The sequence below is a fragment of the Roseateles asaccharophilus genome (assembly GCF_031458115.1).
In the GTDB taxonomy this organism is placed as follows: Bacteria; Pseudomonadota; Gammaproteobacteria; order Burkholderiales; family Burkholderiaceae_C; genus Pelomonas; species Pelomonas asaccharophilus_A.
This window is the reverse complement of sequence record NZ_JAVDXV010000005.1, coordinates 384,064-409,977: the sequence shown is the minus strand read 5'-3', so window position 1 is coordinate 409,977 and position 25,914 is coordinate 384,064. Positions and strand designations below refer to the sequence as shown.

The window sequence follows — 25,914 nt, the reverse complement described above, 5'->3', positions numbered from 1 at the left end:
GTCAGGCACCCCCTGGCGTCAGATTGAACAAGGACACTCAAAGTGGCACGCTACCTCGGCCCCAAGGCCAAACTTTCCCGCCGCGAAGGCACTGACCTGTTCCTGAAGAGCGCCCGCCGCGCCATCAGCGACAAGGCCAAGTTCGACAGCAAGCCCGGCCAACACGGCCGCACCTCGGGTCAGCGCACGTCTGACTTCGGCCTGCAACTGCGCGAAAAGCAGAAGGTCAAGCGCATGTACGGCGTGCTGGAGCGTCAGTTCCGCCGCTACTTCGCTGAAGCCGAGCGCCGCAAGGGCTCGACCGGCGTGAACCTGCTGCAACTGCTGGAATCGCGCCTGGACAACGTCGTGTACCGCATGGGCTTCGGCTCCACCCGCGCAGAAGCCCGTCAGCTGGTTTCGCACAAGGGCATCGTGGTGAACGGCGAGGTCGTCAACATCGCCTCCTACCTGGTCAAGGCCGGTGACACCGTCGCCGTGCGCGAGAAGGCCAAGAAGCAGCTGCGCGTGACCGACTCGTTCAAGCTGGCCGAGTCCATCGGCCTGCCGGCCTGGGTTCAGGTCGACGGCACCAAGCTGGAAGGCGTGTTCAAGAAGGCCCCGGACCGCGATGAGTTCGGCGCCGAGATCAACGAATCGCTGATCGTCGAGTTGTACTCGCGTTAATGTTTTCCCCGCCGACCACGCCTGCAAGGGTGCGGTCGGCGTTTCCTCGTCCGGGCATTCGCCCCTCGAAGGCTCTGCCCGGCTGGTCCTCAGCCTTATCGGTGTAACGAACCGAGGGTATTGAAAGAAAGACCTCATGCAAACCAACTTGCTCAAACCCAAGTCCATCAACGTGGAGCCCCTGGGCGGTCATCGCGCCAAGGTCACGCTGGAGCCGTTCGAACGCGGCTACGGTCACACCCTGGGCAATGCCCTGCGCCGTGTGCTGCTCTCGTCGATGGTGGGTTATGCGCCGACGGAAGTGACGATTGCTGGCGTGCTCCACGAGTACTCGGCCATCGACGGTGTGCAAGAGGACGTGGTTCACATCATGCTGAACCTGAAGGGCGTCGTCTTCCGCCTGCACAACCGTGAAGAAGTGACCCTGGTCCTGCGCAAGGAAGGCGAAGGCCCCGTCACCGCGGCCGACATCCAGACCCCGCACGACGTCGAGATCATCAACCCCGAGCACGTCATTGCCCACCTGTCGCAAGGCGGCAAGCTGGACATGCAGATCAAGGTCGAGAAGGGCCGTGGCTACGTGCCCGGCACGATGCGCCGCTTCGGCGACGAGCCGACCAAGAGCATCGGCCGCATCGTCCTCGACGCCTCGTTCTCGCCCGTCAAGCGCGTCAGCTACGCCGTCGAGAACGCCCGGGTCGAGCAGCGTACCGACCTGGACAAGCTGGTCATGGAAATCGAAACCAACGGCGCCATCTCGCCCGAGGAAGCGATCCGTGCCTCGGCCAAGATCCTGGTTGAGCAACTGGCCGTGTTCGCCCAGCTGCAAGGCACCGACCTGGTCGACGCCTTCGACCAGCCGGCCCAGCGCTCCAGCAGCTTCGACCCGATCCTGCTGCGCCCGGTCGACGAGCTCGAGTTGACCGTGCGTTCGGCCAACTGCCTGAAGGCCGAAAACATCTACTACATCGGCGACCTCATCCAGCGCACCGAGACCGAGCTGCTGAAGACCCCGAACCTGGGTCGCAAGTCGCTCAACGAAATCAAGGAAGTGCTGGCTTCGCGCGGTCTGACTCTGGGCGCCCGCCTGGAAAACTGGCCGCCGCAAGGTCTGGACAAGCGTTAATTTTTGGAAGGGTGGCGCGCTGACCAACGCCACCCGGTGCACCCGCCAGTACCTGATCCGGCTGGCGGCATTAATGAAGTGAAAGGAAAAGCACCATGCGTCACCGTAACGGCCTCCGCAAACTCAACCGCACCAGCGCCCACCGCGCTGCCATGCTGCGCAACATGTGCGTTTCGCTGCTGCAGCACGAAGCGATCAAGACCACGGTCCCCAAGGCCAAGGAACTGCGCAAGGTGGTTGAGCCCCTGATCACGCTCGCCAAGGAACCCACGCTGGCCAACCGCCGCCTGGCTTTCGACCGCCTGCGCGACCGCGACATCGTCACCAAGCTCTTCAACGAGCTGGGCCCGCGCTTCAAGACCCGTCCGGGCGGCTACACCCGCATCCTGAAGATGGGCTTCCGCGTCGGCGACAACGCCCCCATGGCCTACGTCGAACTGGTCGACCGCGCCGAAGGCGAGACCGCTGGCGAGGCCGCTGAATAAGCACATCAGCTTCCGCTGACCCCGAAAGACCCGCCTCGAGCGGGTCTTTTTTCGTCTGTACATCGGCTGCCCGCCCGTTGGACGGGCGCCTGAATGCGGGGGCGCTGGAACTCAACGGCCCGCATCGCTACTCATCCCGGACGCGACCGCCAGATCGAGGGCAGGCCAGGACTCGGGCACAGGCTTCGTCGGGCGGCTGCTCGCAGCGCCGCCCCCACCCTTCGTCCGGAACCGCCTCTTGTCGCTCGCCCGCCCGTTGATCCCAGCGCTCCGCCGTCTCGCTGCCCGCCTGTTGCCGGGCGCGATGCTGACGGTCGGGCTGGGCGTCGCGGCAGCCGCCACGCCGCCGGTGGTGCCGCCGGCCAGTGAGCTGGCCCGCCCGCCCGAGGTGGCGCGCAACGCTGAGCTGCCGCCCGAGCGCCCGCCGGTGGCGCGCGAACTGGGCAAGCCCGACGATGAGTTGCGCATCGACGTGCCCGCCTACACGCTGGCCGCCGACGCGCCCGCTGCGCTGCGCGCGGCCTTGCCGGGCCTGACGGCGGCCTTCACCGGCAAGGACAAGGGCTTCGAGGACCTCGTCAACGCCGCCAACGAGGTCACCCGCTTCCTGCAGCGCGACCTGGGCTACTACCTGGGCTACGCCTACATCCCCGAGCAGGTGTTCGACGGCCAGGGCGTACGCATCGCCGTGCTGGAAGGCCGGCTGGACCGCGTGGTGCTGAACTGGAGCGAAGGCCTGCCGGTGCGCCGCGAAGTGGTGGAGGCCTACCTGCAGCGCCTGAAGCCCGGAGACGTGCTGACCGTGGACGCCGTCGAGCGCACGGTGTTCCTCATCAACGACCTGCGCGGCATCGTCACGCGGGCGGAGGTGCGGGCTGGTTCCCGCCCCGGCACGGCCACGCTGGTATTCACGCCGCGCGCCGAGGCGCGCTACAGCGGCAGCGTGGATGCCGACCTGAACGGCTCCGAGGTCATCGGCGGCCAGCGCCTGGGCGGGCAGGTCATCATGGCCAGCCCGTTGGGCCGCGGCGACGGGCTGTCGGCGTCGGTCCTGAGCTCGGCCACCGGCGGTCTGCGCTTCGCTTTGCTGGGCTACACCAGCCCCATCGGTGCCGACGGCTTCAAGGCCGGCGCCTCGCTGTCGGCCGTGCGCTACCAGCTGGACACCGACGAGTTCCCTCTGGACCTCAGCGGCACGGGCACCACGGTCAACCTGTTCGCGCTCTACCCCTGGGTGCGCTCGCGCAACCTCAATCTGTTCGTGCTGGGCTCGGCCGACGTGAAGCGCTATGTCGACAACGTCGCATCGCTGGCCACGCGCAAGCGGGTGGATGACGTCAACCTCGGCTTCAGCGGCGACTTCCGTGACAGCCTGCTCAGCGGCAGCGTCAACACCTTCGAGCTGAATCTGTTGCAGGGCCGTCTGAAGTTCGTCGGTGGCGCACCCAGCGGCAGCGACGACGCGCCCACGTTCCGCAAGCTGACCTTCTCGGCATCGCGGCTGCAGAACCTCATCAGCGGCCGGCTGCTGGCCTACGCCACCGTGCGCGGCCAGTGGGCGATGTCCAACCTCGACTCCACCGAACAGTTTCGTGCCGGCGGCCCCAACGGCGTGCGCGCCTTCGGCCCCGGCGAGGGCACGGGCGACAGCGGCACCGTGGCCAGCCTGGAACTGCGCTGGCTGCCGCCGGCCAGCCTGTTCGGCAAGTGGTCCAGCGAGCTGGTCATGGCCGCCTTCTTCGACGGCGCCTTCGTGCAATACCGGCACGACCCCGCCCTGATCCAGCGTGAGCCGTCCTATGTCAACCGCGGCTGGCTGGGCGGCGCCGGCCTGTCGCTGGTGTGGGCTCGCGCCGGCGCCTATGCGCTGCGCATGAGTCTGGCCACGCCCACGCATGGCCGCGCGGCGGTCGAAGACCAACACCGCAAAGTGCGCTTCTACGCGCAGGGCTCCTGGAACTTCTAAAGTGAAGAAGCCCCTCACCCAGTCTCGCCCCGCTGAACGCGGGCAAGCCCGGTCGGTCCCCCGAGGGGACGGCGATGCTTGCCGGTTCGACCGGCAAGCACATCGCCAGAACGGGCCGGCTTGGGAGCGGCCCGGCGCTCGGCCCGCCAGCTTCATGCACAGGCTCAAGCCGCTGGGCCTGGCCCTGAGCCTGGCGCTCGCCTATCCGCTTGCGCAGGCGCTGCCGCAGGGGGCGCAGGTGGTGCAAGGCCAGGTGCAGCTGTCCACGCCGCAGCCCGGCCACGGGCTGATCCAGCAGGGCAGCGACAAGGCCATCATCAACTGGCAGAGCTTCTCCATCGCGGCCAACGAAAGCCTGCGCATTCAGCAGCCCGGCGCGTCATCCGTGCTGCTGAATCGGGTGGTGGGCGGCGACCCGTCGCTGATCCTGGGCCAGATGCAGTCCAACGGCCGGGTCTTCCTGGTCAACCCGCGCGGCATCGTGTTCGGCCGCGGCTCGCAGGTCGATGTGGGCGGGCTGGTCGCGTCCACGCTGGACCTGTCCGACAGCGCCTTCCTCGCCGGCAACTACCGCTTCTCGGCCGGTCCAGGCGCGGGCGGCCTGCAGGCAGACGGCAGCATCACCGCCACCGACGGCACCGTCGCGCTGCTGGCGCCAAAGCTCGATGTCGGCGGCAGCATCCAGGCGCGCCGCGTGGGCCTGGTGGCGGCCGGCAGCGTCACCGTGGACGTCGAGGGCGACGGCCTGGTGCTGTTCAACCTGCGCACCGACGACGACCGCGATGTCGCGCTGAAGTTCAGCGGCCATATGCTCGCCAACGGCGGCAGCGTCGAGCTGCGCGCGCAGGCGCGTGCCGGCGCGGCGGGCCAGGTGTTGAACATGGACGGCGTCGTGCAGGCGCGTGGCCTGCGCCAGCAGGGCGGGCGCATCGTCATCGACGGCGGCACGGCGGGCGACACGCTGGTCGCCGGCACGCTGGATGCCGTGGGCGAGCAGGGCGGCCATGTCACGGTGCTGGGCGGGCGTGTGGGCCTGCTGGATGCCGCGCGGCTGGACGCCTCGGGGCGGCTGGGCGGCGGCCTCATCGAAGTGGGCGGCGGTTTCGAGGGGCAGGGCACGGCGCACAACGCGGCGTCCACCTGGATTGCCGCCGGCGCGCGCCTGCAGGCGGATGCCGTCGAGCGGGGCGATGGCGGCCTGGTGTCCGTCTGGGCCGACCAGCGCACGGACGTCTATGGCCGCATCTCCGCCCGCGGCGGGCGGCTGGGCGGCAACGGCGGCTACGTCGAGACCTCGGGCAAGCGGCAGCTCAACATGCCCACCGGCGGCGTGGACGTGTCGGCGCCGCTGGGCCGTGCGGGGCAATGGCTGCTGGACCCGGCCAACCTGACCATCAAGAGCGCCGCGGACGCCAATGTCACCACGGCCACTCCCTTCCAGCCCAGTGCCGACGGCGCGGTGCTGGACGTCGCCACGCTGAACGCGGCGCTGGCCGCAGGCACGGGCGTCGTCGTCAAGACCGCCACGGGCGTCGGCACTGCGGGCGAGGCTGGCGACATCCTCGTCGAGGCCGCCATCGTGGGCAGCGCCGGCTCGCTGACGCTGGAGTCCGTGGGTGGCATCAGCTTCTCGGGTGCCGGCGCCATCAACGCGGGGGCCGGGGCGCTGAACGTGCTGCTGAAGGCCGAGGGTGGCATCACCACCGGCGCGATCACCACCGGCGGTACGGCGACGCTCGACGGCAAGGGCGCAATCTCGCTGGGCGCCACCACCAGCGGCGCGCTGAGCGTCACCACGACGGCCGCCAACACCATAGGGCAGACCGGTGCGCTGGACATTGCCGGCAGCGCCTCCTTCACGACGGGCACCGGCGCCATCACGCTGAACCACGCGTCCAACAGGCTGCGCGGCACGGTGAACCTCAGCGGCGGCACCGCCGCGGTGACCAATGGCGGCACGCAAGGCCTGACACTGGGCAGCGTCGCCACCGGCAACCTCACGGCAATCACCGGTGGCGGCAACCTCAACCTGGGGGGCGGCAACGTGACGGGCGTGCTGATCGCCAGCAGCAACGACGGCAACATCACGCAGGCCAGCGGCGCCGGCGGGCTGACGGTGACCGGCGCCGCCACGCTGAATGCGGGCATAGGCAGCGTCGCGCTGGACGGTTTCAGCAGCGCCGGGCTGGGCATCACGTCCACGGCCGGGGCCATCAGCCTGGGGGCCGTCACGGTCACCGGCGCCGGCACGCTGAACGCGACCACGGCAGGCAGCGGTGCCATCACGCAGACGGGCGGCAGCATCAGCGTGGGCGGTGCCGCCACGCTGGGCACGGCCAATGGCGCGATCACGCTGGACGACTTCAACAGCGCCGGACTGACCGCCACCTCCACGGCGGGTGCGATCCGGCTGGGCTTCGGCACCATCGCCGGCGTGCTGAATGCGACCGCGTCCGGCAGTGCGGGCATCACGCAGGCCGCGGGCGGACTCATCGTCACCGGCAATGCCGGCATCAACGCGGGCACGGGCGCCATCACCTTGAACGACGCCGCGAACGACTGGCGCGGCACGGTGGCGCTGACCGGCGGCACCACGGCCATCACCAGCACGGCCAGCGGCACGACCGTGCTGACGCTGGGCGCGTTGAACACCGGCAACCTCACCGCGAGCACCGCGGGCGGCGCGCTGACGCTGGGCCATGGCACCGTCGGCACGCTGACGGCGAACAGCGTCAATGGCGACATCGTCCAGGTGGGCGGGACGAGCCTGACCGCGGGCGGCGCCGTCACGCTGAACGCCGGCAGCGGGGGCGTCACGCTGAGCGACCTCACCAGCGGCACGCTGGGCATCACGTCCACCGCTGGAGTCATCAGCCTGGGCGACCTCAGCGTCACCGGCACGCTGACCGCCACCACGGCGAGCACCGGCGCCATCACGCAGACGGGCGGCAGCATCGGCGCGACCGGCGCCGCGACGCTGGGCACGGACAGCGGCGCGATCACACTGGGCAACTTCAGCAGCGCGGGCCTCACGGCCACGTCCACGGGCGGAGCGATACGGCTGGGGGCCGGCACCATAGCCGGCGCGCTGAACGCGACGACGGCCGGCGGCGCCGCCATCACGCAGGCGGCCAACGGCCTCATCGTCACCGGCAGTGCTGGCATCAACGCGGGCACCGGCGCCATCACCTTGAACGACGCCGCGAACGACTGGCGCGGCACGGTGACACTGACCGGTGGCGCCACGGCCATCACCAGCACGGCCAGCGGCACGACCGTGCTGACGCTGGGCGCCGGCACGGTCGGTGCGTTGACGGCCAGCACCGCCGGCGGCGACATCACCCAGGCCACCGGGACGACGCTGACGGCCCACGGCCTCGCCACGCTGCACGCCGGCAGCGGCAACATCACGCTGGGCAGCTTCAACAGCGACGGGCTGACCGCCACCTCCACGGCCGGCGCGATCCGGCTGGGCACCGGCACCATAGCCGGCGCGCTGACCGCGACGACGGCCGGCAGCGCGGGCATCACGCAGGCCGCGGGCGGCCTCGTCGTCACCGGCAATGCCGGCATCAACGCCGACAGCGGCGCCATCACGCTGAGCGATGCGGCCAACGACTGGCGCGGCACGGTGGCGCTGGCCGGCGGCACCACGGCCATCACCAGCACGGGCAGCAGCGCGAGCGTGCTGATGCTGGACGCGTTGAACACGGGCAACCTCACCGCGAGCACCCTGCAGGGCACGCTGACGCTGGGCCATGGCAACGTCGACACGCTGACGGCCACTACCGGCAATGGCGACATCGCCCAGGCCGGCGGCACCTTGACGGCCAGCGGCGCCGCCACGCTGCACGCCGGCAGCGGCGGCATCACGCTGGGCAACTTCAACAGCGGCGCGTTGAGTGCCACCTCCACGGCCGGCGCCATCCGGCTGGGGGCCGGCACCATCTCCGGCGCACTGGACGCGACGACGGCCGGCGGCGCGGCCATCACGCAGTTCGGCAGCGGTCTGATCGTCACCGGCATCAGCACGCTGAACGCCGGCAGCGGCGGAGACATCACGCTGAACCTGGCGGGCAACAGCCTGCGAGACACCGTCAACCTGACTGGTGCCACGACGCAGGTGAGCAACAGCGGCGCACAGGCGCTGACGCTGGGCACGCTCAGCACCGGCGCGCTGACCGCCACCACAGGTACCGGGCTCCTGACGCTGGGCAGCGGCAGCGTCGGCACGCTGACGGCCACCACCAGCAACGGCCACATCGCCCAGTCGGGCGGCACGCTGACGGCCAGCGGCATGGCCACGCTGGACGCCGGCAGCCGCAACATCACGCTGGGCAACTTCAACAGCGCCGGGCTGAGCGCCACCACCACGGCCGGCGCGATCCGGCTGGGTGCCGGCACCATCAACGGCACGCTGGGCGCGACCACGGCCGGCGGCGCGGCCATCACGCAATTCGGTGGCGGCCTGGTCGTCACCGGCAACGCCGGCATCAACGCGGGCAGCGGCGCCATCACGCTGAACGACGCGGCCAACGACTGGCGCGGCACCGTCGCGTTGACGGGGGGCACCACCGCCATCCGCAGCGGCGCCAGCAGCACCGCGGTGTTGAACATCAGCTCGCTGGACACCGGCGCGCTCACCGCCAGCACCGCGGGCGGCACGCTGACGCTGGGCGCGGGTGATGTCAACGGCACGCTGAACGCCAACAGCGGCGGCGGACTGCTCACGCAGACCGGCGCGGGCCTGCATGTCACCGGCGCGGCCACGCTGACCTCGGGCACCGGCAACATCAGCCTGACGGCCGCGGACAACCAGTGGAACGGCGTCACCCTCAGCGGCAACTCGCTGAGCCTGGCGTCGAACGGCGCCCTGAACATCCTGGGCCTGACGCAGCCCGCGAACAGTGCGCTGTCGCTGTCCAGCACCGGCAACCTCAGCCTGGGCGCGATGACCGACATCGACACCGGCAGCGCCAACCTCAGCCTGACGACCGGCGGCAGCTTCACCGCCGGCGGCAAGCTGGCCGGGCAGAACGTGTCCGTCACCGCCCAGAGCGGCCTGACGCTGGGCCACGACATCACGGCCGTCGACAGCTTGGCGCTGACGACCAGCGGCGGCGGCATCAACCAGACGGCCGGCACCATCCGTGTCACCGCCACCAACGGCACCGCGACGGTCAATGCCGGCGGCGGCTCCGCGATCAACCTGGGGGGCGTCGCCAACCAGTTCGGCGGCGCCGTGAGCCTGACGGGCGGTGCGACCACGCTGAACGCCAGCGGCGCGCTGACGCTGGGCGCGCTGGACACCGGCGACCTGGATGTCACGGCGGGTGGCGCCATCACGCAGAGCGCCGCAGCCATCGTGCGCGGCACGGCCACGCTCGACGCCGGCACCGCCGACATCACGCTGATGGCCGCCAACGACTGGCGCGGCGCCATCACCGCCACGGGCGGCGCCGTGTCGCTGAAGAGCATCGACGACCTGCATCTGTTCGCGCTGACGCAACCGGCCAACCGCGCGCTGGTGCTGGAGACCGTCAATGTACTGACGCTGCCGACCGGCACCGGCAACATCAACACCGGCACCGAGGCGCTGACGCTGTCCAGCCAGAGCGGGGTGTTCAACACCTTCGGCACGCTGACCGGCGGCAACATCACGCTGCGCGGCCAGTCGGCCACGCTGGCGCACAACATCGAGGCCACGGGCACGCTGGTGGTCGAGACCAGCGCCGGCGCGATCCATCAGACCGGGGGCTTCATCGAGGCCGACGGCGCGAGCCAGTTCAACGCCGGCAGCTTCGGCATCACGCTGAACCGGCCGCTGAACGACTTCAAGGCGAGCGTCAGCCTGACCGGCGCCTCGGTGGCCATCACCGACAAGAACGCGCTGCAACTGGGCGCCAGTGCGATGTCGGGCAACCTCGTCGCCGCAGCCGGTGGCGCCATTTCGCAAGAGCTGCTCACCTCGCTGCGCGTGGACGGCACGGCCGGCTTCAACGCCGGCACCCACGCCATCACCTTGGCGAACGCAGGCAACCGCCTCGCCGGCACCGTCAGCCTCACCGGCGGCGCCACTCAGTTGACCGACAGCGGCGCCGTGCAGCTGGGCGCCAGCAACGTCGCGTCCCTCGTGCTGACCACGGGCGGCGCGGTCAGCCAGACAGCGGGCTTGACCACAGGCGCGCTGACCGTCGATGCCGGCAGTGCCGCCATCACGTTGAGCCACGCCGGCAACCAGCTGGGCGGCACGGTTGCGCTGACCGGCGGCGCCACCCATGTGCGCACCACCGGCGCGCTGACGCTGGGCGCGCTGGACACCGACGCGCTGACGCTGCAAGCGAACGGCGCGCTCAACCTGGGCAGCGGAACCGTCGATGGCAACCTGGCTGCCAACAGCGGCAACGGTGCAGTCACGCAGACCAGCGATCTCGATGTGACCGGCACCACCGGCATCCAGGCCGGCACGGGCAGCATCACGCTGACCCGAGGCGGCAACAGCTGGGGCGGCGCGTTGAGCCTGGCTGGCGGTGCGACGCTGGTCAGCAGCAACGGCGCGCTGACGCTGGGCACGCTGGCCGTGGGCGCGCTGACGCTGGACACGAACGGCGCGCTGGATCTGGGCCAGGGCAGCGTGGCCGGCGCGCTGACGGTCAACACCCATGGCGCTGCCGTCACGCAGACCGGTGCGCTGAGCGTCACCGGCGCCACCAGCCTGCAGGCCGGTGCCGTCACGCTGATGGAGGCCGCCAACCAATGGGGCGGCGCGGTGCAGCTCACCAGCGGCGCGACGCAGCTGACCGGCACCGGCGCGCTGACGCTGGGAACCTTGGCCACCGGCAACCTCGGCGTGACCAGCAGCGGCGCGCTGAACCTGGGCCGAGGCGTGGTGACGGGCGACCTGACCGCCAGCAGCGGCGGCCATGCGATCACACAGGCGGGTGCGCTGCAGGTCACCGGTGCCGCCAATGTCAACGCCGGCACCGGCAACATCACGCTGGCCAACACCGGCAACCAGCTGCAGGGCGCGCTGTCGCTGACCGGCAATGCGGTGACCTTGTACAACCAGCCCAGCCTCGTGATGGGCACGCTGAGCTTCAACAGCCTGGACGCCACCAGCGCCGGCAGCATCACGCTGGGCAGCGGCACGCTGAGCGGCGCGCTGAGCGCGCGCGCGCTGGGCGGCCCCATCACGCAGATCGCCGGCGGCCTGACGGTGGCCGGCGACAGCACGCTGCAGGCCAGCAGCGGCATCACGCTGACGGCCGCCGGCAACCACTTCCAGGGGTTGGTCAACCTCAGCGGGGGCACGGCGGCGCTCAGCAATGCCGGCGCCTTGCGCCTGGGCAGCCTGGCCACATCCGACCTCACGGTGAATGCGTCGGGCGCGCTGGACTTGGGCAGCGGCAGCGTCGGCGGCGCGCTGAACGCGACCAGCAGCGGGGCCATCACGCAGACCGGCGCGTTGTCCGTCAGCGGCGCCGCCACGCTGGACGCCGGCGGCGCGGACATCACGCTGGAGCAGTCGGGCAACACCTTCGGCGGCCCGCTGGGCCTGCGCGGCGGCACGGCCTTGCTGCGCAATGGCGGCGCGCTGAACCTGGGTTCGCTGAGCCTGGGCGCGCTGACGGTGTCGTCCGGCGGCCTGCAGCTGGGCACCGGCAACATCGCCGGCGAGCTGAAGGTCGACAGCAGCGGCGTCATCACGCAGGCCGCGGGCGGCCTCGCCGTGGGCGGCGCGACGACGCTGAACGCCGGCAGCGCCGACATCACGCTGGCCGACGGCGGCAATGCGCTGGCCGGCCTCATCAGCGTGCAGGGCGGCAACGTGAGCCTGGCCACCAGCAGCGCGCTGCGGCTGGGCGCGTTCACGGCGCGGCAGCTGACGCTGAATGCGGGCGGCGACATCGAGCTGGGCGCCGGCAGCGTGGCGGGCGACCTCAGCGCCACCACGCGCGGCCGGCGCATCAGCCAGACCGGCGCGATGCGCGTGGATGGCACGGCCGGCTTCATCGCCGACGGCAGCCTCGTGGAGCTGGTGCTGGGCCAGGCCGGCAACCAGCTGCTGGGCCCCATCCAGATGCGCGGCATCAACGGCGGCAGCTTCGTCAGCGCCGACATCAGCAGCGCGCTGGACCTCAGCTTCAGCGGCGACGTGCAGACGCTGAAGCTGTCCAGCGGCGGCGTGCTGACGCTGGGCGGCGGCAACAACACCACGCTGACCGCTGCGGCGGTGCGTGGCATCCGCCAGACCGGCGCGCTGCGCGTCAGCGGGGTGACCACGCTGACTGCCAATGGCGCTGCACTGGCCGTGGATCTGTCCCATGCGGGCAACGACCTCGGGCGGGTGAACCTGCAGGCCGGCACCGGCAGCCTGGGCCGCGTGCAGCTGCGCGACGGCGACATGGCGCGCCGCGACGGCCTGCGGGTTGCGGGCGACGCGGCCCAGCTGGAACTGACGTCGGCCGGCGCGCTGGATCTGATCGGCGGCCGCTACGGCAGCCTGGCTGCAGACACGGCCGCAACCGGCGCCGCCATCACGCAGAGCGGCGCGTTGACGGTCACCGACCTCGCGACGCTGAAGGCCGGCGCGGGCACCATCACGCTGACCCATGCCGACAACCAGCTGCCCGCCATCGCGGTGGGCAGCGCCGGCGTGGCGACCTTGTCCAGCGCCGGCGACTACACGCTGCGCACCAGCACGGTGTCCACGCGGCTGGATCTCGGCGGCGCCGGCGCGATCCGGCTGGAGGGGCCGTTGTCCGGCAGCGGCGAGCTGGTCATGAACGGCAGCCACAGCCTGACGCTGCAGACCGCGCAGGGCTACACGGGCGGCACGCGCATCCGCTCCGGCACGCTGGTGCTGCAGGGGCCCGACGCCCAGGCCGGCAGCGGTGCCGTGAAGCTGGAAGCCGCCGGCACGCTGGACCTGCGCGACGGTGCCAGGCTGGGGGCCGAGCTGGTGATCCAGGGCGGCACCGTGATGAACAGCGCCGGCGGCGGCACGCTGGCCGGGCCGGTCACGCTGCAGTCCGACCTGCGCGTGCTGACCCGCGCCCCGCTGGCGCGCGCCGCGCGCGCGGGGCTGCTGGCCGGTGGCGAGGGCCTGACGATCAGCGGCGCCATCGGCGACGGCGGCGCGGGCTGGGGCCTGCGCCTGGATGGCGGCGGCACGTTGAGCCTGGCGGCGGCCAACCACTACAGCGGCGCCACGCAGGTCAATGCCGGCACGCTGCGCGCCGATGCGGCCGGCGCACTGCCGGCCACCAGCGCCATCCAGCTGGCGGCCGATGCGCGCCTGGTGCTGGGCCACGACCAGACCGCCGGCTCGCTGAGCGGCGCCGGCGCGGTGGACCTGGGCGCCTTCACGCTGGCCACCGGTGCCGACGGGAGTGACACGCGCTTCGATGGCGACATCAGCGGCACCGGCGGACTCACCAAGACGGGCAGCGGCCGCTTCACGTTGGGCGGGAACGGCGCGCATGACGGCGCCACGCGCGTGGCCGGCGGCGAGCTGCTGCTGGCCGGCGCTAACGCATTGAACGAACGCACGGCCGTCAGCGTGGATGCCGGCGCGACGCTGACCGTGCAACAGGACATCCGGCTGGGTTCGCTGGCCGGTGCCGGCACGGTGGACGTGCAGACCGCGCAACTGGCCGTGGGTGCCAACGGCGGCAGCACGCGCTTCGATGGCCGGCTGACTGGCCGGGGTGGATTGGTCAAGCTGGGCGCCGGTGAGTTCACGCTGGCGGGCCGGCACGACCTGGCCGGCGATGTGCAGGTGGCCGCCGGCCGCCTGCAACTGGACGGCGCGGGCGTGCTGCCCACGACGACCGGCGTCGGCGTGGCTGCGGGCGCGACGCTGGCGCTGCTGTCAGACCAGCCGTTGGGCGCGCTGGACGGCGCGGGCCACGTGGCGCTGGGCGCGCACACGCTGACGCTGGGCACCAGCGGCCGCAGCAGCCGCTTCGACGGCGTCATCAGCGGCAGCGGCGGCCTCGTGAAGCAGGGCAGCGGCACGCTGGGCCTGGGCGCGGCCAATGTCTACACGGGCAGCACGCACGTCAGCGGCGGCACGCTGTCCTTGCATGTGGCCCAGGCCTTGCACGGCGCCAGCACGCTGGCCGTGGACGCCGGCGCCAGCGTGCAGGTCAACGCCGACCAGGCCGTCGCGTCGCTGTCCGGTGCCGGCGCGCTGGCCTTGAACGCGCGCCTGGCGCTGGGCGCGGGCGGTGCCGACAGCCGCTTCGACGGCGTCGCCAGCGGCAGCGGCAGCCTCGTCAAGCAGGGCCTCGGCACGCTGACGCTGACCGCCGCGCAGCGCAACAGCGGAGCCACCGTCATCGAGGCCGGCAGCGTGGCGCTGACGGCCGCGGGCAGCCTGGGCGAAGGCGAGATCCGCAACCAGGGACAGCTGCGCCTGGAGCGCGACGACCCGCTGCAGCTGGACCAGGCCATCACCGGCAGCGGCAGCCTCGTCGTCGCGCGCGGCCAGGTCACGCTGGCGAACGCCGCCAACGCCTACACCGGCGCGACCGACGTGCAGGGCGGCAGCCTCATCACCACGGGCGCCGAGCGCCTGCCCGACGCCAGCGCCGTGCGCGTGGCGGCCGGCGCGCAGCTGCAGCTGGGCGGCGCCGAGACCATCGCGGCCTTGCAGGCCGCCGGCAGCGTGCGCCTGGCCGGCAACCTGACGACGCAGGGCGAGCAGGTCTACACCGGCAGCCTGACGCTCACCAACCCAGCCGGCCTGACGCTGAGCGGCAGCCGCATCGATGCCAGCGCCAGCAGCAATCAGTTCGGCATCGGGCCGCTGGGCTTGCGCGGCGGCCAGGCGCTGGTCACGGCGAAGGACGGCCTGGTGCTGGGTGACGTGACGCTGTCCGGCGGCGGTCGCATCGAGGCGCCGCGGCTGCAGCTCGATGGGGCGCTGAAGCTGTCGGGCGGCAACCTCACCCTCGTCGCCACGGCAGCGCCCGACGACGCCAAGGCCACGCCTCAGGGCACGGCCCAGGTGCCGGTCGCCGGGCTGGCCATGGCCACGGCCGAGGCGACCGTGCAGCAGGGTGCGTCCGGCGCCATCACGGTGGACGAGGGCGCCAGGCTGGCAGTTCACGCCAGCGGCGGCGGCTCCGTGCTGTTGGGGCAGGACGCCAACGATTTCAAGGGCCAGCTCTCGGTGCTCAGCGGTGCCGGCTACAACACGGCCTGGACGCCCAATGCCAAGGGGCAGTACGCAGTGCAGTCGCTGGTGCGCGTGGCGGGCAAGCAGGTGCTGGTGGGAGACGCCGGCATCGAGGCTGACGTCGTCAGCATCCGCGCCGAGCGGCTGGGTACGGTGGACGAGGCGCAACTCGTCGCGCGTCTGCCCTTCGACGAGATCGTTCTGGGCCGCGCGCTGTCGCTGCCCGCCATGACGCTGGAGCTGGCGCCCGGCGCCTTCACGGGCTCGGGCAGCTTCGGCGCCATCAACGGCCGGCCGCTGCGCGTGGTGGTGGGCTCCACGGCCACCGGTGCGCGCACCAGCGGCCCCAATGCCGGCTACCTGACCGTGCTGCCCAAGGACGGCGCCCAGGGCGCGGTGGCGGTGGTGCTGAGCGGCCCCGTGATCGGCAGCCAGCCGGCATCGGGCGGGCCGGGCTATCGCTTCTTCCACGATGGGGCCAGTCAGGCAACGGAAGTCCCGGTGATCTATAACGGAGTCCTGCCGCTGACGCCCGCCGCCTCCGGTGCGCTCTCCTCCATCAACGGCGACGCCGAGGACGCCCGCCGGGCGCGCTTCCAGGAGACGGTGCGGACGGAGAACGTGACCGTGCGCCTGCGCTCCGGCGTCATCGCCGAAGTAGGCCCCGGCCGCGCCTCCACGCAGGGCAGCGAAGGCGCCGCGCCGCCGGTGCAATGCGACCCCGCCGCCCAACCCGTTCTGAGCTGTAAGTGATGTCCAACGAATCCGATGTGACCCTGCCTGACCCACGCCGCCGCCGCCTCGTGTGCGGTTCGCTGTTGGGCGCTGGCGCGCTGCTGGGGGCGCCGCGGGCGCTCGCGCAATACGGGCGCGAGGCGCAGCAGGCCAAGCCTGTTCAACCCCCCGCGCAACCGCCCGCCCCGCAGGCGGCGCCGGCCTCGGCCGCGCAGCCGGCCGCCGCAGCATCTGCTTCGGAGCCCGCCGCGCTGGCGCCCAGCAGCGAGATCCGCCTGGCGCTGCTGCTGGGCAACCGCAGCTACCCGCAGCCCTTCGACCTGCCGCCCATCCCGAAGAACCTGCGCGACCTGGAGGGCGCGCTGGCCCGGCGCGGCTTCAAGGTGACGACCGCGCTGGACCTGGACCTGCCAGCGGCCCGCCGCGCGCTGGACGCCTTCGTCACCGAGGCCGCCAGCAGCCCGCCGGATGCAACCATCTTCTTCTACTTCGGCGGCCACGGCATCCAGGTGGATGCTGCCAACCTGCTGCTGCCGGCCGGGCTGAACCCGTCGGCGCGCGCCGATGTGCTGCAGACCGCCAGCGTGCAGTTGCTCAGCGATGTCGTGCGCCGGCTGCCGCCACGGCGCGACGGCATGGTCATCGCCGTCGTGGACGCCTGCCGCACGGGCCTGAAGGCCGGCGAGGTGGCGGGCCTGAACCAGGTCGAGGCGCCGCCGGGCTGCCTCATCAGCTTCTCCACCGCGGCCGGCAAGCCGGCCATCGCGCCGGCCGTCGAGACGCAGAACACCTTCTACACCGGCTCGCTCGTGAAGCTGATGGGCAGCGTGTCGGATCAGACCACCTTCCCCGAGCTGATGCACCTGGTGCGCACCGACGTGCGCGAGACCATGCTGAAGCATCCGGTCGCCGCTGTGCGCGAGCTGGCACAAGACCCCTTCATCGCCGACCACACGCGCGTGCGGCTGACCGTGGAGCCCAAGCGCGCCGGCCCGGCAGCGCCGATCGTTGCGGACATCGACGAGGACGACTGGCTGAAGAAGCTGGAGCAGATGGCTTGGCCCGCCGAGGTCGTGCAACTGTGCGAGACCTTCCTGGAGGCGCGGCCGCAGAGCCCGTTCGCGCCCGGTGTGCAGGTGGCGCGCGATGGCGCCCGCACGGCCGTGAAGGCGCTCAAGCGCAGCGACGTGCGGCTGTACCGCGCAGCGTTCACGCTCAGCGACGACATGCCCGGCGAGCAGCGCCAGGACCTGCTGCGCTGCGGCCGCGGCGACAAGGACGCGGCGGCCCGCATGGCCGCGCGCTTCCGCAACTTCAGCGGTTCGTCGGCGACGCAGTCACGCTACGAGGGCTGGCTGCAGTTCGCCGTCGCGTTAGGCAACGGTATTGCCAGCTACGAGCTGGCGCTGCACTTCCGCAACACGGGCCAGCCGCTGCTGGCCTCGCAGTTCGAGTCACGCGCCCGCGACCTGGGCTACACGCCGCCGCCGGACCTGGATAACGTGCGCAAGTAGCAGCTTGCGGGAACCGGCGCCGTGCCGGAGTTACACATGCAGAACGCCACTGCAGTGAGACCCCATGGCCAAGGCCCACATCGACCTGAGCGCGACCGAGTTGTCCGCCAAGGTGATCTCCGAACTGGAGAACAAGCTCGACGGCAAGACCTTCAACTTCAAGACCACCAACGCCGAACTGGACCTGGACGGCAAGTTCATCGACACGGTGCGTTGGCAGGCCAAGCTGTGGGAGACCGTGGTGGAGGCCAGCGGCGTCAAGTCGCCCGGCAAGCCGCGCAAGATCACCAGCAACCTGGAGGAGCCCGGTACCTACAACGTCGAGCTGGAATTGTGGGACCGCGTGCTCAAGTTCAAGGTGGCCATCGCCGCGCCTGCCAGCGGTGACAAGACGCCGCGCGCGATCAAGCGCAACAGCAAACCGCCGCACGTGAAGGTGCACCTGCGCGGCGCCAACCTGAAGGCGTGCCCGGCCAACTTCGTCGTCGACCTCAAGGACTTGATGACGCAGATGGGCAAGACCGCGAGCTACAGCTACGTGGGCGGCGGCGGCAGCAGCGGCGGCTGGGACCCGCGCTTCGCCAAGCACCAATGCCACGAGCAGCCAGGCAAGGGCTGGAAGGCCTACATCGACGAGCCCAGCATGGGCACCGGTACGACCTGGCGCCTGTATTTCGAGCTGGACTTCGACATCCCCACCAAGACATTGAATGTCAACCTGACCCAGGTGTCGCAGGACCACTAGGCGCCTGCGCGACTGACCCTTCCCCTCCAACTGCCACAGGAGTTCTCCCATGCCCGGACTGAGACAAGGCGTCGTCATCGACGTGCCGAACTGGAAAGTGCCCGTCATCGCAAAGAAGAAGCTGCTCAAGCAGCCCGAGATCGCGGTGGACATCAAGTTCACCACCGAGGACGTCAAGGAGATGCCCGACAAGCAGTTCAAGGTCTTCGAGCAGCAGTTCGAGAAGCGGTTCACGCCCGAGTTCAACAAGATGAGCAATGGCTGGTTCGGCGACATGCAGAAGGCCATGGACACCACCGAGGACGCGCTGGACAAGCTGTCCAAGGACAAGAAGGGTGACGTCAAGAAGTTGATGGAGCAGGTCGTCGACAAGACGAATGCCAACCTGGTCGCCAAGTGCAAGACCTGGATCGAGATGGCGCGCAAGCTCGCCCAGAAGGCCTATGACGAGGCCTACGAGGCGTCCATCAAGGAGATGAAGCTCAAGATCACCAAGGCCAAGGCCAAGATCGGGGTCAAGATCGCCATCATGGTGCTGCTCACGCTGACGGCGGCCGCCGTCACCATCGCGGCCAGCGTGGTCACCATGGGCGCCGGCGCCGCCATCGCACCGGTGGTGCTGGCCGCGCTGGTGACGGCCGGCAAGGCGCTGCTGGGCTCGGTCTCCGAAGTGACCAAGAGCTATGACGTGCTGGCCAACACGCTGGCGGCCGTGGAGGCGGATGCCAAGGCCATCCTGAAGTCGGCGGTGGCCTTGAACGCGGCCAAGCAGAAGACCGCCGGCACGTGGGACAAGGTCAAGGCCTTCAAGGCCTACATGTCGGCCGATGTGGAGGCGCTGGACAAGCATGTGGGCCAGCTGGACAAGTTCGCCGCGGTGGCGCGCGACAAGACGCTGCGCCAGGTCAAGGAACTCCAGGAGATCGCCGATCAGCTGGCCAAGGCCAAAGCGGGCAGTCCCGAGGCCGACAAGCTGTACGCGGAGTCGATCAAGGTGCAGAAGTCCATGGACGGCGCGTTCAAGGCGCTGGCGGAGATCAGCGAGGTGAGCAAGCAGGCGCTCGACGCCAAGGAGGCCGCCAAGAAGTTCAGCCCCGAGGATGTCACGAAGGCGATGCCCAAGCTGGTGAGCAGCCTGACCAAGCTGAAGACGGCGGTGGGTGTCATCAAGGAGGTCGCCGGCCCGATCAAGACCATCGTGACCGGCGCGCAGAAGATCGCGGCCAAGAAGTAGGCCAGGCGCAGGGCGCCCGGCCTCGAACCGGGCGCCTCGGTTCCGTCAGCCCAGCGAGGCGAGCAGGGCTGCCAGCTCCGGATCCATGCCCTCGTCGGCCGACCCCGCGCTCGCGTCGTCGGCCGGCGAGTCAGCGCCGCCAGCCTCGTCGCCATCGCCGCCGAGGCTGGCCAGCAGCGCGTCCAGGTCGTCGTCGCCGCCACCGCTGCTACCGTCGTCACTGCCGTCCGAGCCGCCCAGGCTGGCCAGCAGGTCGTCGGCGTCGTCACTGGACGACGCGTCGCTGCCGTCGCCAGTGTCCTGCACAGCCGTCTTGCCCGGCCGCGCCGCCGCTGCGCCGTCCGGCAGCTTGGCGCGCACGCTCATCTCGATGCCCGCGCGCGCACCGGCCTTGGACGCCGCGCCGGCCGCGGCGATGCTGCCCAGGCCAGACAGCCGCACGACCGGCTCACCCTTGTGCGCCACCAGCGCGCCAATGCCGTAGGCACCCAGCGCCGACACGGCCGCGGCCGACAGGAAGCGCTCCGTGCAGGGCAGGGCCGTGCTGTCGCCATCGGCATCGACGAAGTGGTGGAAGGGCAGATCGTTGATGGTGGGCGTGCCGCCCTGGCCGGCCAGCGCCGTCAGTGCCAGCAAGGTGGGGTGCCCCCACAGCATGCCGGTGAGGCCGTCGGCCGCCGTGAACTCCTCGAACGCGAACGACGAGATCGGGTCGCTCTTCTTGCCGTACGGGTGGCGCAGCAGGAAGCGCGGACCCAGCAGGCTCAGCCGCTTCGCCTCGGGCAGCGCCTTCAGCGCGGCTAAGGCCTCGGCCACCAGCGGGTGCGGTGGCTTCTTGGGGTTGGCGAGGTCGTCCACCGCCATCGCGGTGAAGAAGGTCGCGCCGGCGGCGTTGGCGACCTTGGCCATGCGGCCCAGCAGCTCGGTGTGCGGCGGCGAGGCCTCGAAGTCGTACAGGCCGGCGATGTAGGTGTAGCCGCCGTCCTTGCTCTGGCTGGGCTGCTCCACCAGCAGACGGTACAGACCGGTCTCGGTCAGGTCGTCGCCGGCGCTGAGGTCGGCGGCGAACTCCTCGGCGCTGACGTCGATCAGGTGGACCTGCAGCATCGGCCCCGTCTCCAGCCGGCGCAGCAGGAAGTCCACGCCGCGCCACAGCGACTCGGCGGTCTGGAAGTCGGCCTGGTGCAGCACGGCGCGCATGCCGTCGGAGATGGCGCCGTCCAGCGCCGCCAGCAGCGCGGTCTTCTCGGGCTTGGCCGACGGCACGATGAACGGGCCCACCACGTCGCGCAGCAGCGCGTCGATGCCGCCGCCGTCGGCCGGCGCGCTGGCGCGGCCGGTCAGGCGGGCGAAGTCGTCCAGCTTGGCGCCTGCGGCCGGTGCGGCGCCGCGCGAGCGCAGGCCGCGGCCGGCGCGCGAGGCCTTCTTCTTCACGCCGGTCAGCTTGGCGACGTCGGCGGCGGCCTTGTCGAACGTGGCGGTGTTGTTGAGCCGCTTGCGCAGGTCCAGCAATTTCTTGAACAGGTCCAGCTCTCGGTACAGCGTGTCGGGGTGGAAGGACTCCAGGTCGTTGAGCTGCACCTCCACGCCGCCGCGCTTGCTGCCTATGGGCAACGTCAGCGTGATGCCTTGCTGGCCCAACCAGTCTTCGAGGTTGTCGAACTCGACCGACTTGGGCTTGCGGCGCGCGAGGTCGGGCCCGGTGTCCAGCCGGCCCGACGCGGCACCGGCGCCGAAGTCACCCAGCAGCGCGATGCGCACGGGGCGCTTGGCAGCCCAGGCCGGCGGCGCAGCGTCCAGTTCGCCGTAGTTGGGGGTCCAGTCACTCTTGGGCATGGGGAGTCCTTCAGAAGCTGTGAATGGACGCCGCGCGGCCGAGCAGACCGTCGCGGCGTTGCCAATCAAGGCGCAAAGCGGAGTCGCAGCGCGTGCTGCGGCGAGCATTTGCAACGCCGAGTGGCGACGTTGCGGCGGGATGAGCGGGCGTGTGGTGTTCGTTCACAGCTTCTCAGGGCCTGAACAGCGCGGCGAAGGCCGCGCCGCGGGGCAGGGCGGGGTGCACGCTGGGGGCGGCGCCGGCATGCAGCCACAGGCTGCAGCCGTGCAGGCCATCCCAGGCGGCTTGCGCCAGCAGCGCGCTCAGCTCGGCAGGCACGGTGCTGTCGGGCGCGGCGGGTAAAGGTCGGATTGCGTTGGCCAGCGCGGCGTCCAGCGCCTCGGCGGTCCAGTCGTCGTGCAGCGCGGCGACGGCAATCTCCTCCAGCTGGCCGGCCCACTGCCACAGCGCGGCGATGTCAGTGCCGCTGGGGCGTGGCAGCGGCGCGCTGACGACCACCAGCGGGAAGTAGCGCCCCACGCGGTCCACCGACGGGATCATGACGCCCACGCGCAGGCCTTCGCCCGAGCCATCGGGCAGCGAGCCCGGCAGCAGCGCGAAGCGCCAGGCGGGGCTGGCCAGGTAGTCGTTCAGCCAGCTGTCGGGCGCGGCCTCGCGCAGCTGGTGCAGGCCATCGGCCATCCAGCCGTCCCACTGCGCGATCCATTCGGGCGTGAGCCGCCGCGACGCGAAATCACCCAGCGCGGGCAGCTTGCCGTACCAACCGGGGATCACGTCGGGAACTCCGAACACGACCACAGAGACACAGAGACACGGAGGAATTCAGAGGCCTTTCTCTGTGCCTCTGTGCCTCTGTGGTTGCATTTCTGTATGGACGGCATCACAGCGCCCCCGGGCAGCGGAACTGCTGCAGCTCACGCAGCCGGAACGGGTTGAACACGCTGCTGGCCGTCACTTCCAGGCGGGCGCGGCCGCCGTCCAGGTTCATGACGACGATGAAGCGTTCGGGCTGCTGTGGCGAGCCCTGCACCTCGAAGCGGTCGAACAGCCGGAACAGCGCCCACGGGCCTTCGAAGCTGATGGGCGCGCCGCCACCGCTGAGCTTGATCTGCGACGACAGCCGCTGGCCGGGCCACTGCAGGCTGACGACCTGGTTGCTGCCGGCGGTGAACTTGCTCACCTGGCCGTCGATGTCCAGCGTCAACTCCTTCAGCCCGTCGCTCAGCTCCAGCGCGCGCACGTCCACGCGGAAGGCCGGCGCGCGGCCGCCGCCGCGGAAGAACACCTCGCGCACGCGGGTCGCGCGCTGGAAGTCGGCCAGCGCCGCGGGCGACACCGGCCGGCTGCCATCACCGGTGGGCCGGAAGCTCCACGGGTTGGTGCCCACGTCCACCAGCGGGCTGAGCTTGCGGGTGAAGAAGTCGTCCATCAGCCCGCCCGGCGCGAAGAACTGGCCGAAGTCCTCGGGCAGCACGTCGACCTTGGAGCCTTGCGCCACCGGATAGCGGCCGGCGATGGCGCGGGCGCAGAAGTCGGCCACAGGCTGCAGCTCGCCGGTCAGGCTCTGACGCTCGACGAGGCGGCTCTGGTTGTCCGACGCCTCGGCCAGCGCCTCCAGCGCGCTGCGCAGCGGCTCGGGCTGCTGGCCGGCCGCGGCCTTCAGCTTGCCGCCGCCACCGCCCGCGGGCGGCGGGGACTTGCTCTTCAAGGCCTCCTGCACCGCGTTCAGCTGCACATAGACCTCGTTGAACATCTTCATCACGTCGTCCAGCGGCGGCGGCGTGCCGGTGACCAGGCGGCGCAGGCCGGCGAAGTGGTCGTCGACGATCTTCTCCAGCGGCCCGTCGGCGCGGATGGCCGCGGGCGCGCGCACCTGGTTGCCGGCCAGCTTGGCCAGCTCGCCGCCCTTGGCGAAGATGGCGTCGTCGGTGCGCTTGTTCAGTTCCTTGTTGATCGTGTTGGCGTTGTTGACCGGCTCGATCAGCGTGGTCTCGCGCGACGCAGCGCGCAGGAAGGCGGCCAGCGGCGAGTCCACCGCCGACAGCAGCCGCGACACGGCGATGCCGCGGTCCAGGCCGTTCAGCTTCACGAGGCGCACGTCGGCGAGGTAGGCGTCCCAGACCTTGACGTACTCCTCCAGATAGAGCCGGCGCACGCGCTCCACCAGCATCTTGTCCTCGGCCTGGCGCTTGGCCGTGGCGGGGTTGGTGCCCAGCACCCAGGCCTCTTCCTCGGCGAGCTGCTTGGCGGTCTTGTCCACCGAGGTCTGGAAGGCCTTCTTGTAGCCGTCCTTCGTGAACATGCCGGGGATGCCCTGCGTCAGCGGCTGGCCGCTGGCGCGCTCGAACACGTTGGGGCTTTGCGGGCCGGCCGCGGCGGCCACCGTGAACGGGGGCAGGTCGCCGTCGATCTGCGCGCGGCGCAGGCGGCTGAAGATGCGGTACTCCAGCGGGTAGGCGCCCAGCATCTCGCGCACGCTGGCCACCAGCGTCTTGTCCATGGGCTGGGCCACCTCGAAGCTGCCGCGCGACAGCAGCGCCGACAGGTGGTTCTTCAGCAGCGCCACCTTCTCGGTGCCCAGGCTGCCTTCCAGGTTGGCATCCCAGTCCAGCCCCACCCAGGCTTCGAGGCCCGGTGCGTCCAGATGCTCGGGCGTGTAGAGCATCAGGTAGGCCTTCAGCGACTCGTAGGCGAACTCGAGGTTGTCGCGGTTGGCCGTGCGCAGCCGCTCCTCCAGACGCGCCGCGACGCGCGGCGCCAGCGCGCGCTGAAGCACGCGGTGGTAGGACACCTGCGCGCCGGCATCCAGCTTGTCGCCCTGGAACAGGCCGAAGCCCAGCCGCAGCGGCGGGTCGCTCAGCGCGAAGCCCGGCGGCTGGGCCGCATCACGCAATGCGGCCAGTGCCTCGGGCAGTGCGGACGGGTCGCTGCCCGACGTGGGCGGCAGCGCCGTGACCGTGTCGCGCAGCGCGGGCAGCTTGGCCTCGATGTCGGCGATGTAGCCCTTGTTGCCGATGTAGCTGAAACCCCAGCCCACCAGCAGCGTCAGCGTGACCAGGCTCAATGCGGCCAGGCCCGCCAGGCGCAGTCGCGCGCTGCGGCGCTCGACCTGCGCGTTCTGGCCCACCAGGCCTTGCTCGAGGAAGATGACCTTGCGCAGCAGGTGGTTCAGGAAGTAGCTGCGGCCCTTGGCCGCGGCCGGCGGCGTGAGGCGCCGCTCCACGCCGAAGGTGCGGGCGAGAGCCCCAAGCACGCGGTCGATGGGCGTGCCTTCCTGCGTGCCGCTGGTGAAGTAGACGCCGCGCAGCCGCGGCGCCTCGTCCAGCGTGCCGGCGCCGCCGAACACGGTTTCCAGGTAGCTGCCCAGCAGGCCGCGCAGGCCGCCGAACTGCTGTGGGAACGCGAAGATGACGGCGCGCTTGAGCGTGTCGCTCTCGGCCTCCATGCGCTCGATGAGGCGCTCGCGCAGCCGCTTCTCCAGCGACGCGAACTCGCTGCCGAAGTTGGCCATGATCTCTTCACCGGGCTGCGTGGACAGCGGGAAGGTGAAGCCGAAGACCTGGTCGCGTTCCTCCTTGCCCATCGGGCCGAAGGTCTCGTTGAAGCCGGCCAGCAGGTCGCACTTGGTGACCATCACGTACACCGGCACCTTCACGCCCAGCCGCTGCTGCAGCTCCTGCATGCGGCCGCGCATGCCGGCGGCCTGCTCCTTGCGCTGGTCGGGCGGCAGGGCCAGCAGGTCCTGCACGGAGATGGTCAGCAGCACGCCGTTGATGGGACGGCGCGGACGCGCCTTGCGCAGCAAGCCGAGGAAGGTGTCCCACGCGGCGGCGTCGGTGTCCTTGTCGGAGTCCTGCGTCGCGTAGCGGCCGGCGGTGTCGATGAGTACCGCCTCGTCGCTGAACCACCACTCGCAGTTGCGCGTGCCGCCCACGCCGCGCACGCTGGCCTGGCCCAGCTTGTCGGCCAGCGGGAAGTTCAGGCCGGCGTTCAGCAGCGCCGTCGTCTTGCCCGAACCGGGCGCGCCGACGAAGACATACCAAGGCAGTTCGTACAGCGAGGTGCCGCCGCTGAACAAGCCCTTCTTCGAGCCGGGCGCCTTCTTCAGCAGCGCGATGGCCTGGCCGAAGCGCTCCTGCAGCACCGCCTCTTCCTTGGCGGCGGCGGAGGGGCCCGAGCCCATGCCCTTGACCAGCGCGGCGTTGATGCGGCGCCGACGCATCTGCGACCACACCAGCCGCAGCAGGCCCAGCAGCCAGACGACGGCCAGCGCGATCCAGCGCGCAAGGCTGGAGTCCAGCGGGCGGTTCTCGCCGAACGCGATCAGCGGGCCTACCCACCAGACCAGCGCGGAGATGACCAGCAGGCCGAACACGCCCAGCGTGATCGGGTGGAACAAGATGGACAGGAATTTCTTCATG

The 25,914-nt window shown here is 70.9% G+C and carries 11 protein-coding genes; 8 read left to right on the top strand and 3 right to left on the bottom strand.

All coding sequences use genetic code 11. From position 1 onward, the window contains the following. Nucleotides 1–42: 42 nt before the first annotated feature. The 8 genes from rpsD to J2X21_RS14940 all read left to right on the top strand — a co-directional run bounded on the left by rpsD (nt 43) and on the right by J2X21_RS14940 (nt 19,656). The gene (gene rpsD / locus J2X21_RS14975; protein ID WP_310329991.1) at nt 43–666 is read left to right on the top strand and encodes a 30S ribosomal protein S4; all 624 of its coding nucleotides are present in this window, start codon (nt 43–45) and stop codon (nt 664–666) included. Nucleotides 667–802: 136 nt separating this feature from the next. Then, on the top strand, nt 803–1,792 hold the full coding sequence (locus J2X21_RS14970) for a DNA-directed RNA polymerase subunit alpha (RefSeq protein ID WP_056194188.1): 990 nt from the start codon (nt 803–805) through the stop codon (nt 1,790–1,792). Between the two features lie 95 nt (nt 1,793–1,887). Then, on the top strand, nt 1,888–2,277 hold the full coding sequence (gene rplQ, locus J2X21_RS14965) for a 50S ribosomal protein L17 (RefSeq protein WP_310329990.1): 390 nt from the start codon (nt 1,888–1,890) through the stop codon (nt 2,275–2,277). Between the two features lie 256 nt (nt 2,278–2,533). Then, nucleotides 2,534–4,243 (top strand): ShlB/FhaC/HecB family hemolysin secretion/activation protein, encoded by a 1,710-nt coding sequence (locus J2X21_RS14960; protein WP_310329988.1) that lies wholly within the window; start codon nt 2,534–2,536, stop codon nt 4,241–4,243. 154 nt (nt 4,244–4,397) lie between these two features. Then, entirely contained in the window at nt 4,398–16,181 is an 11,784-nt protein-coding gene (locus J2X21_RS14955) for a two-partner secretion domain-containing protein (protein WP_310329987.1), read from the top strand. Then, nucleotides 16,181–17,677 carry a caspase family protein gene (locus J2X21_RS14950; RefSeq protein ID WP_310329986.1) on the top strand — a complete coding sequence of 499 codons (1,497 nt, stop codon included), beginning with the start codon at nt 16,181–16,183 and terminating at the stop codon, nt 17,675–17,677. Before J2X21_RS14955 ends, J2X21_RS14950 begins: the two co-directional genes overlap by 1 nt. A gap of 64 nt (nt 17,678–17,741) precedes the next feature. Beyond that, nucleotides 17,742–18,422 carry a hypothetical protein gene (locus J2X21_RS14945; protein WP_310329984.1) on the top strand — a complete coding sequence of 227 codons (681 nt, stop codon included), beginning with the start codon at nt 17,742–17,744 and terminating at the stop codon, nt 18,420–18,422. 49 nt (nt 18,423–18,471) lie between these two features. Then, nucleotides 18,472–19,656 carry a hypothetical protein gene (locus tag J2X21_RS14940; RefSeq protein WP_310329982.1) on the top strand — a complete coding sequence of 395 codons (1,185 nt, stop codon included), beginning with the start codon at nt 18,472–18,474 and terminating at the stop codon, nt 19,654–19,656. Between the two features lie 45 nt (nt 19,657–19,701). Here J2X21_RS14940 and J2X21_RS14935 read toward each other — a convergent pair whose 3' ends face one another. The 3 genes from J2X21_RS14935 to tssM all read right to left on the bottom strand — a co-directional run bounded on the left by J2X21_RS14935 (nt 19,702) and on the right by tssM (nt 25,913). Further along, a complete protein-coding gene (locus J2X21_RS14935; protein WP_310329981.1) occupies nt 19,702–21,492 on the bottom strand; it encodes a type VI secretion system contractile sheath domain-containing protein in 1,791 nt (596 codons plus the stop codon). 172 nt (nt 21,493–21,664) lie between these two features. Beyond that, nucleotides 21,665–22,267, bottom strand: coding sequence for a type VI secretion system-associated protein TagF (tagF, locus tag J2X21_RS14930; RefSeq protein WP_310329980.1), 603 nt, complete (start codon nt 22,265–22,267; stop codon nt 21,665–21,667). Nucleotides 22,268–22,373: 106 nt separating this feature from the next. Next, nucleotides 22,374–25,913, bottom strand: coding sequence for a type VI secretion system membrane subunit TssM (gene tssM / locus J2X21_RS14925; RefSeq protein ID WP_310329978.1), 3,540 nt, complete (start codon nt 25,911–25,913; stop codon nt 22,374–22,376). Between the last annotated feature and the right edge of the window lies 1 nt (nt 25,914).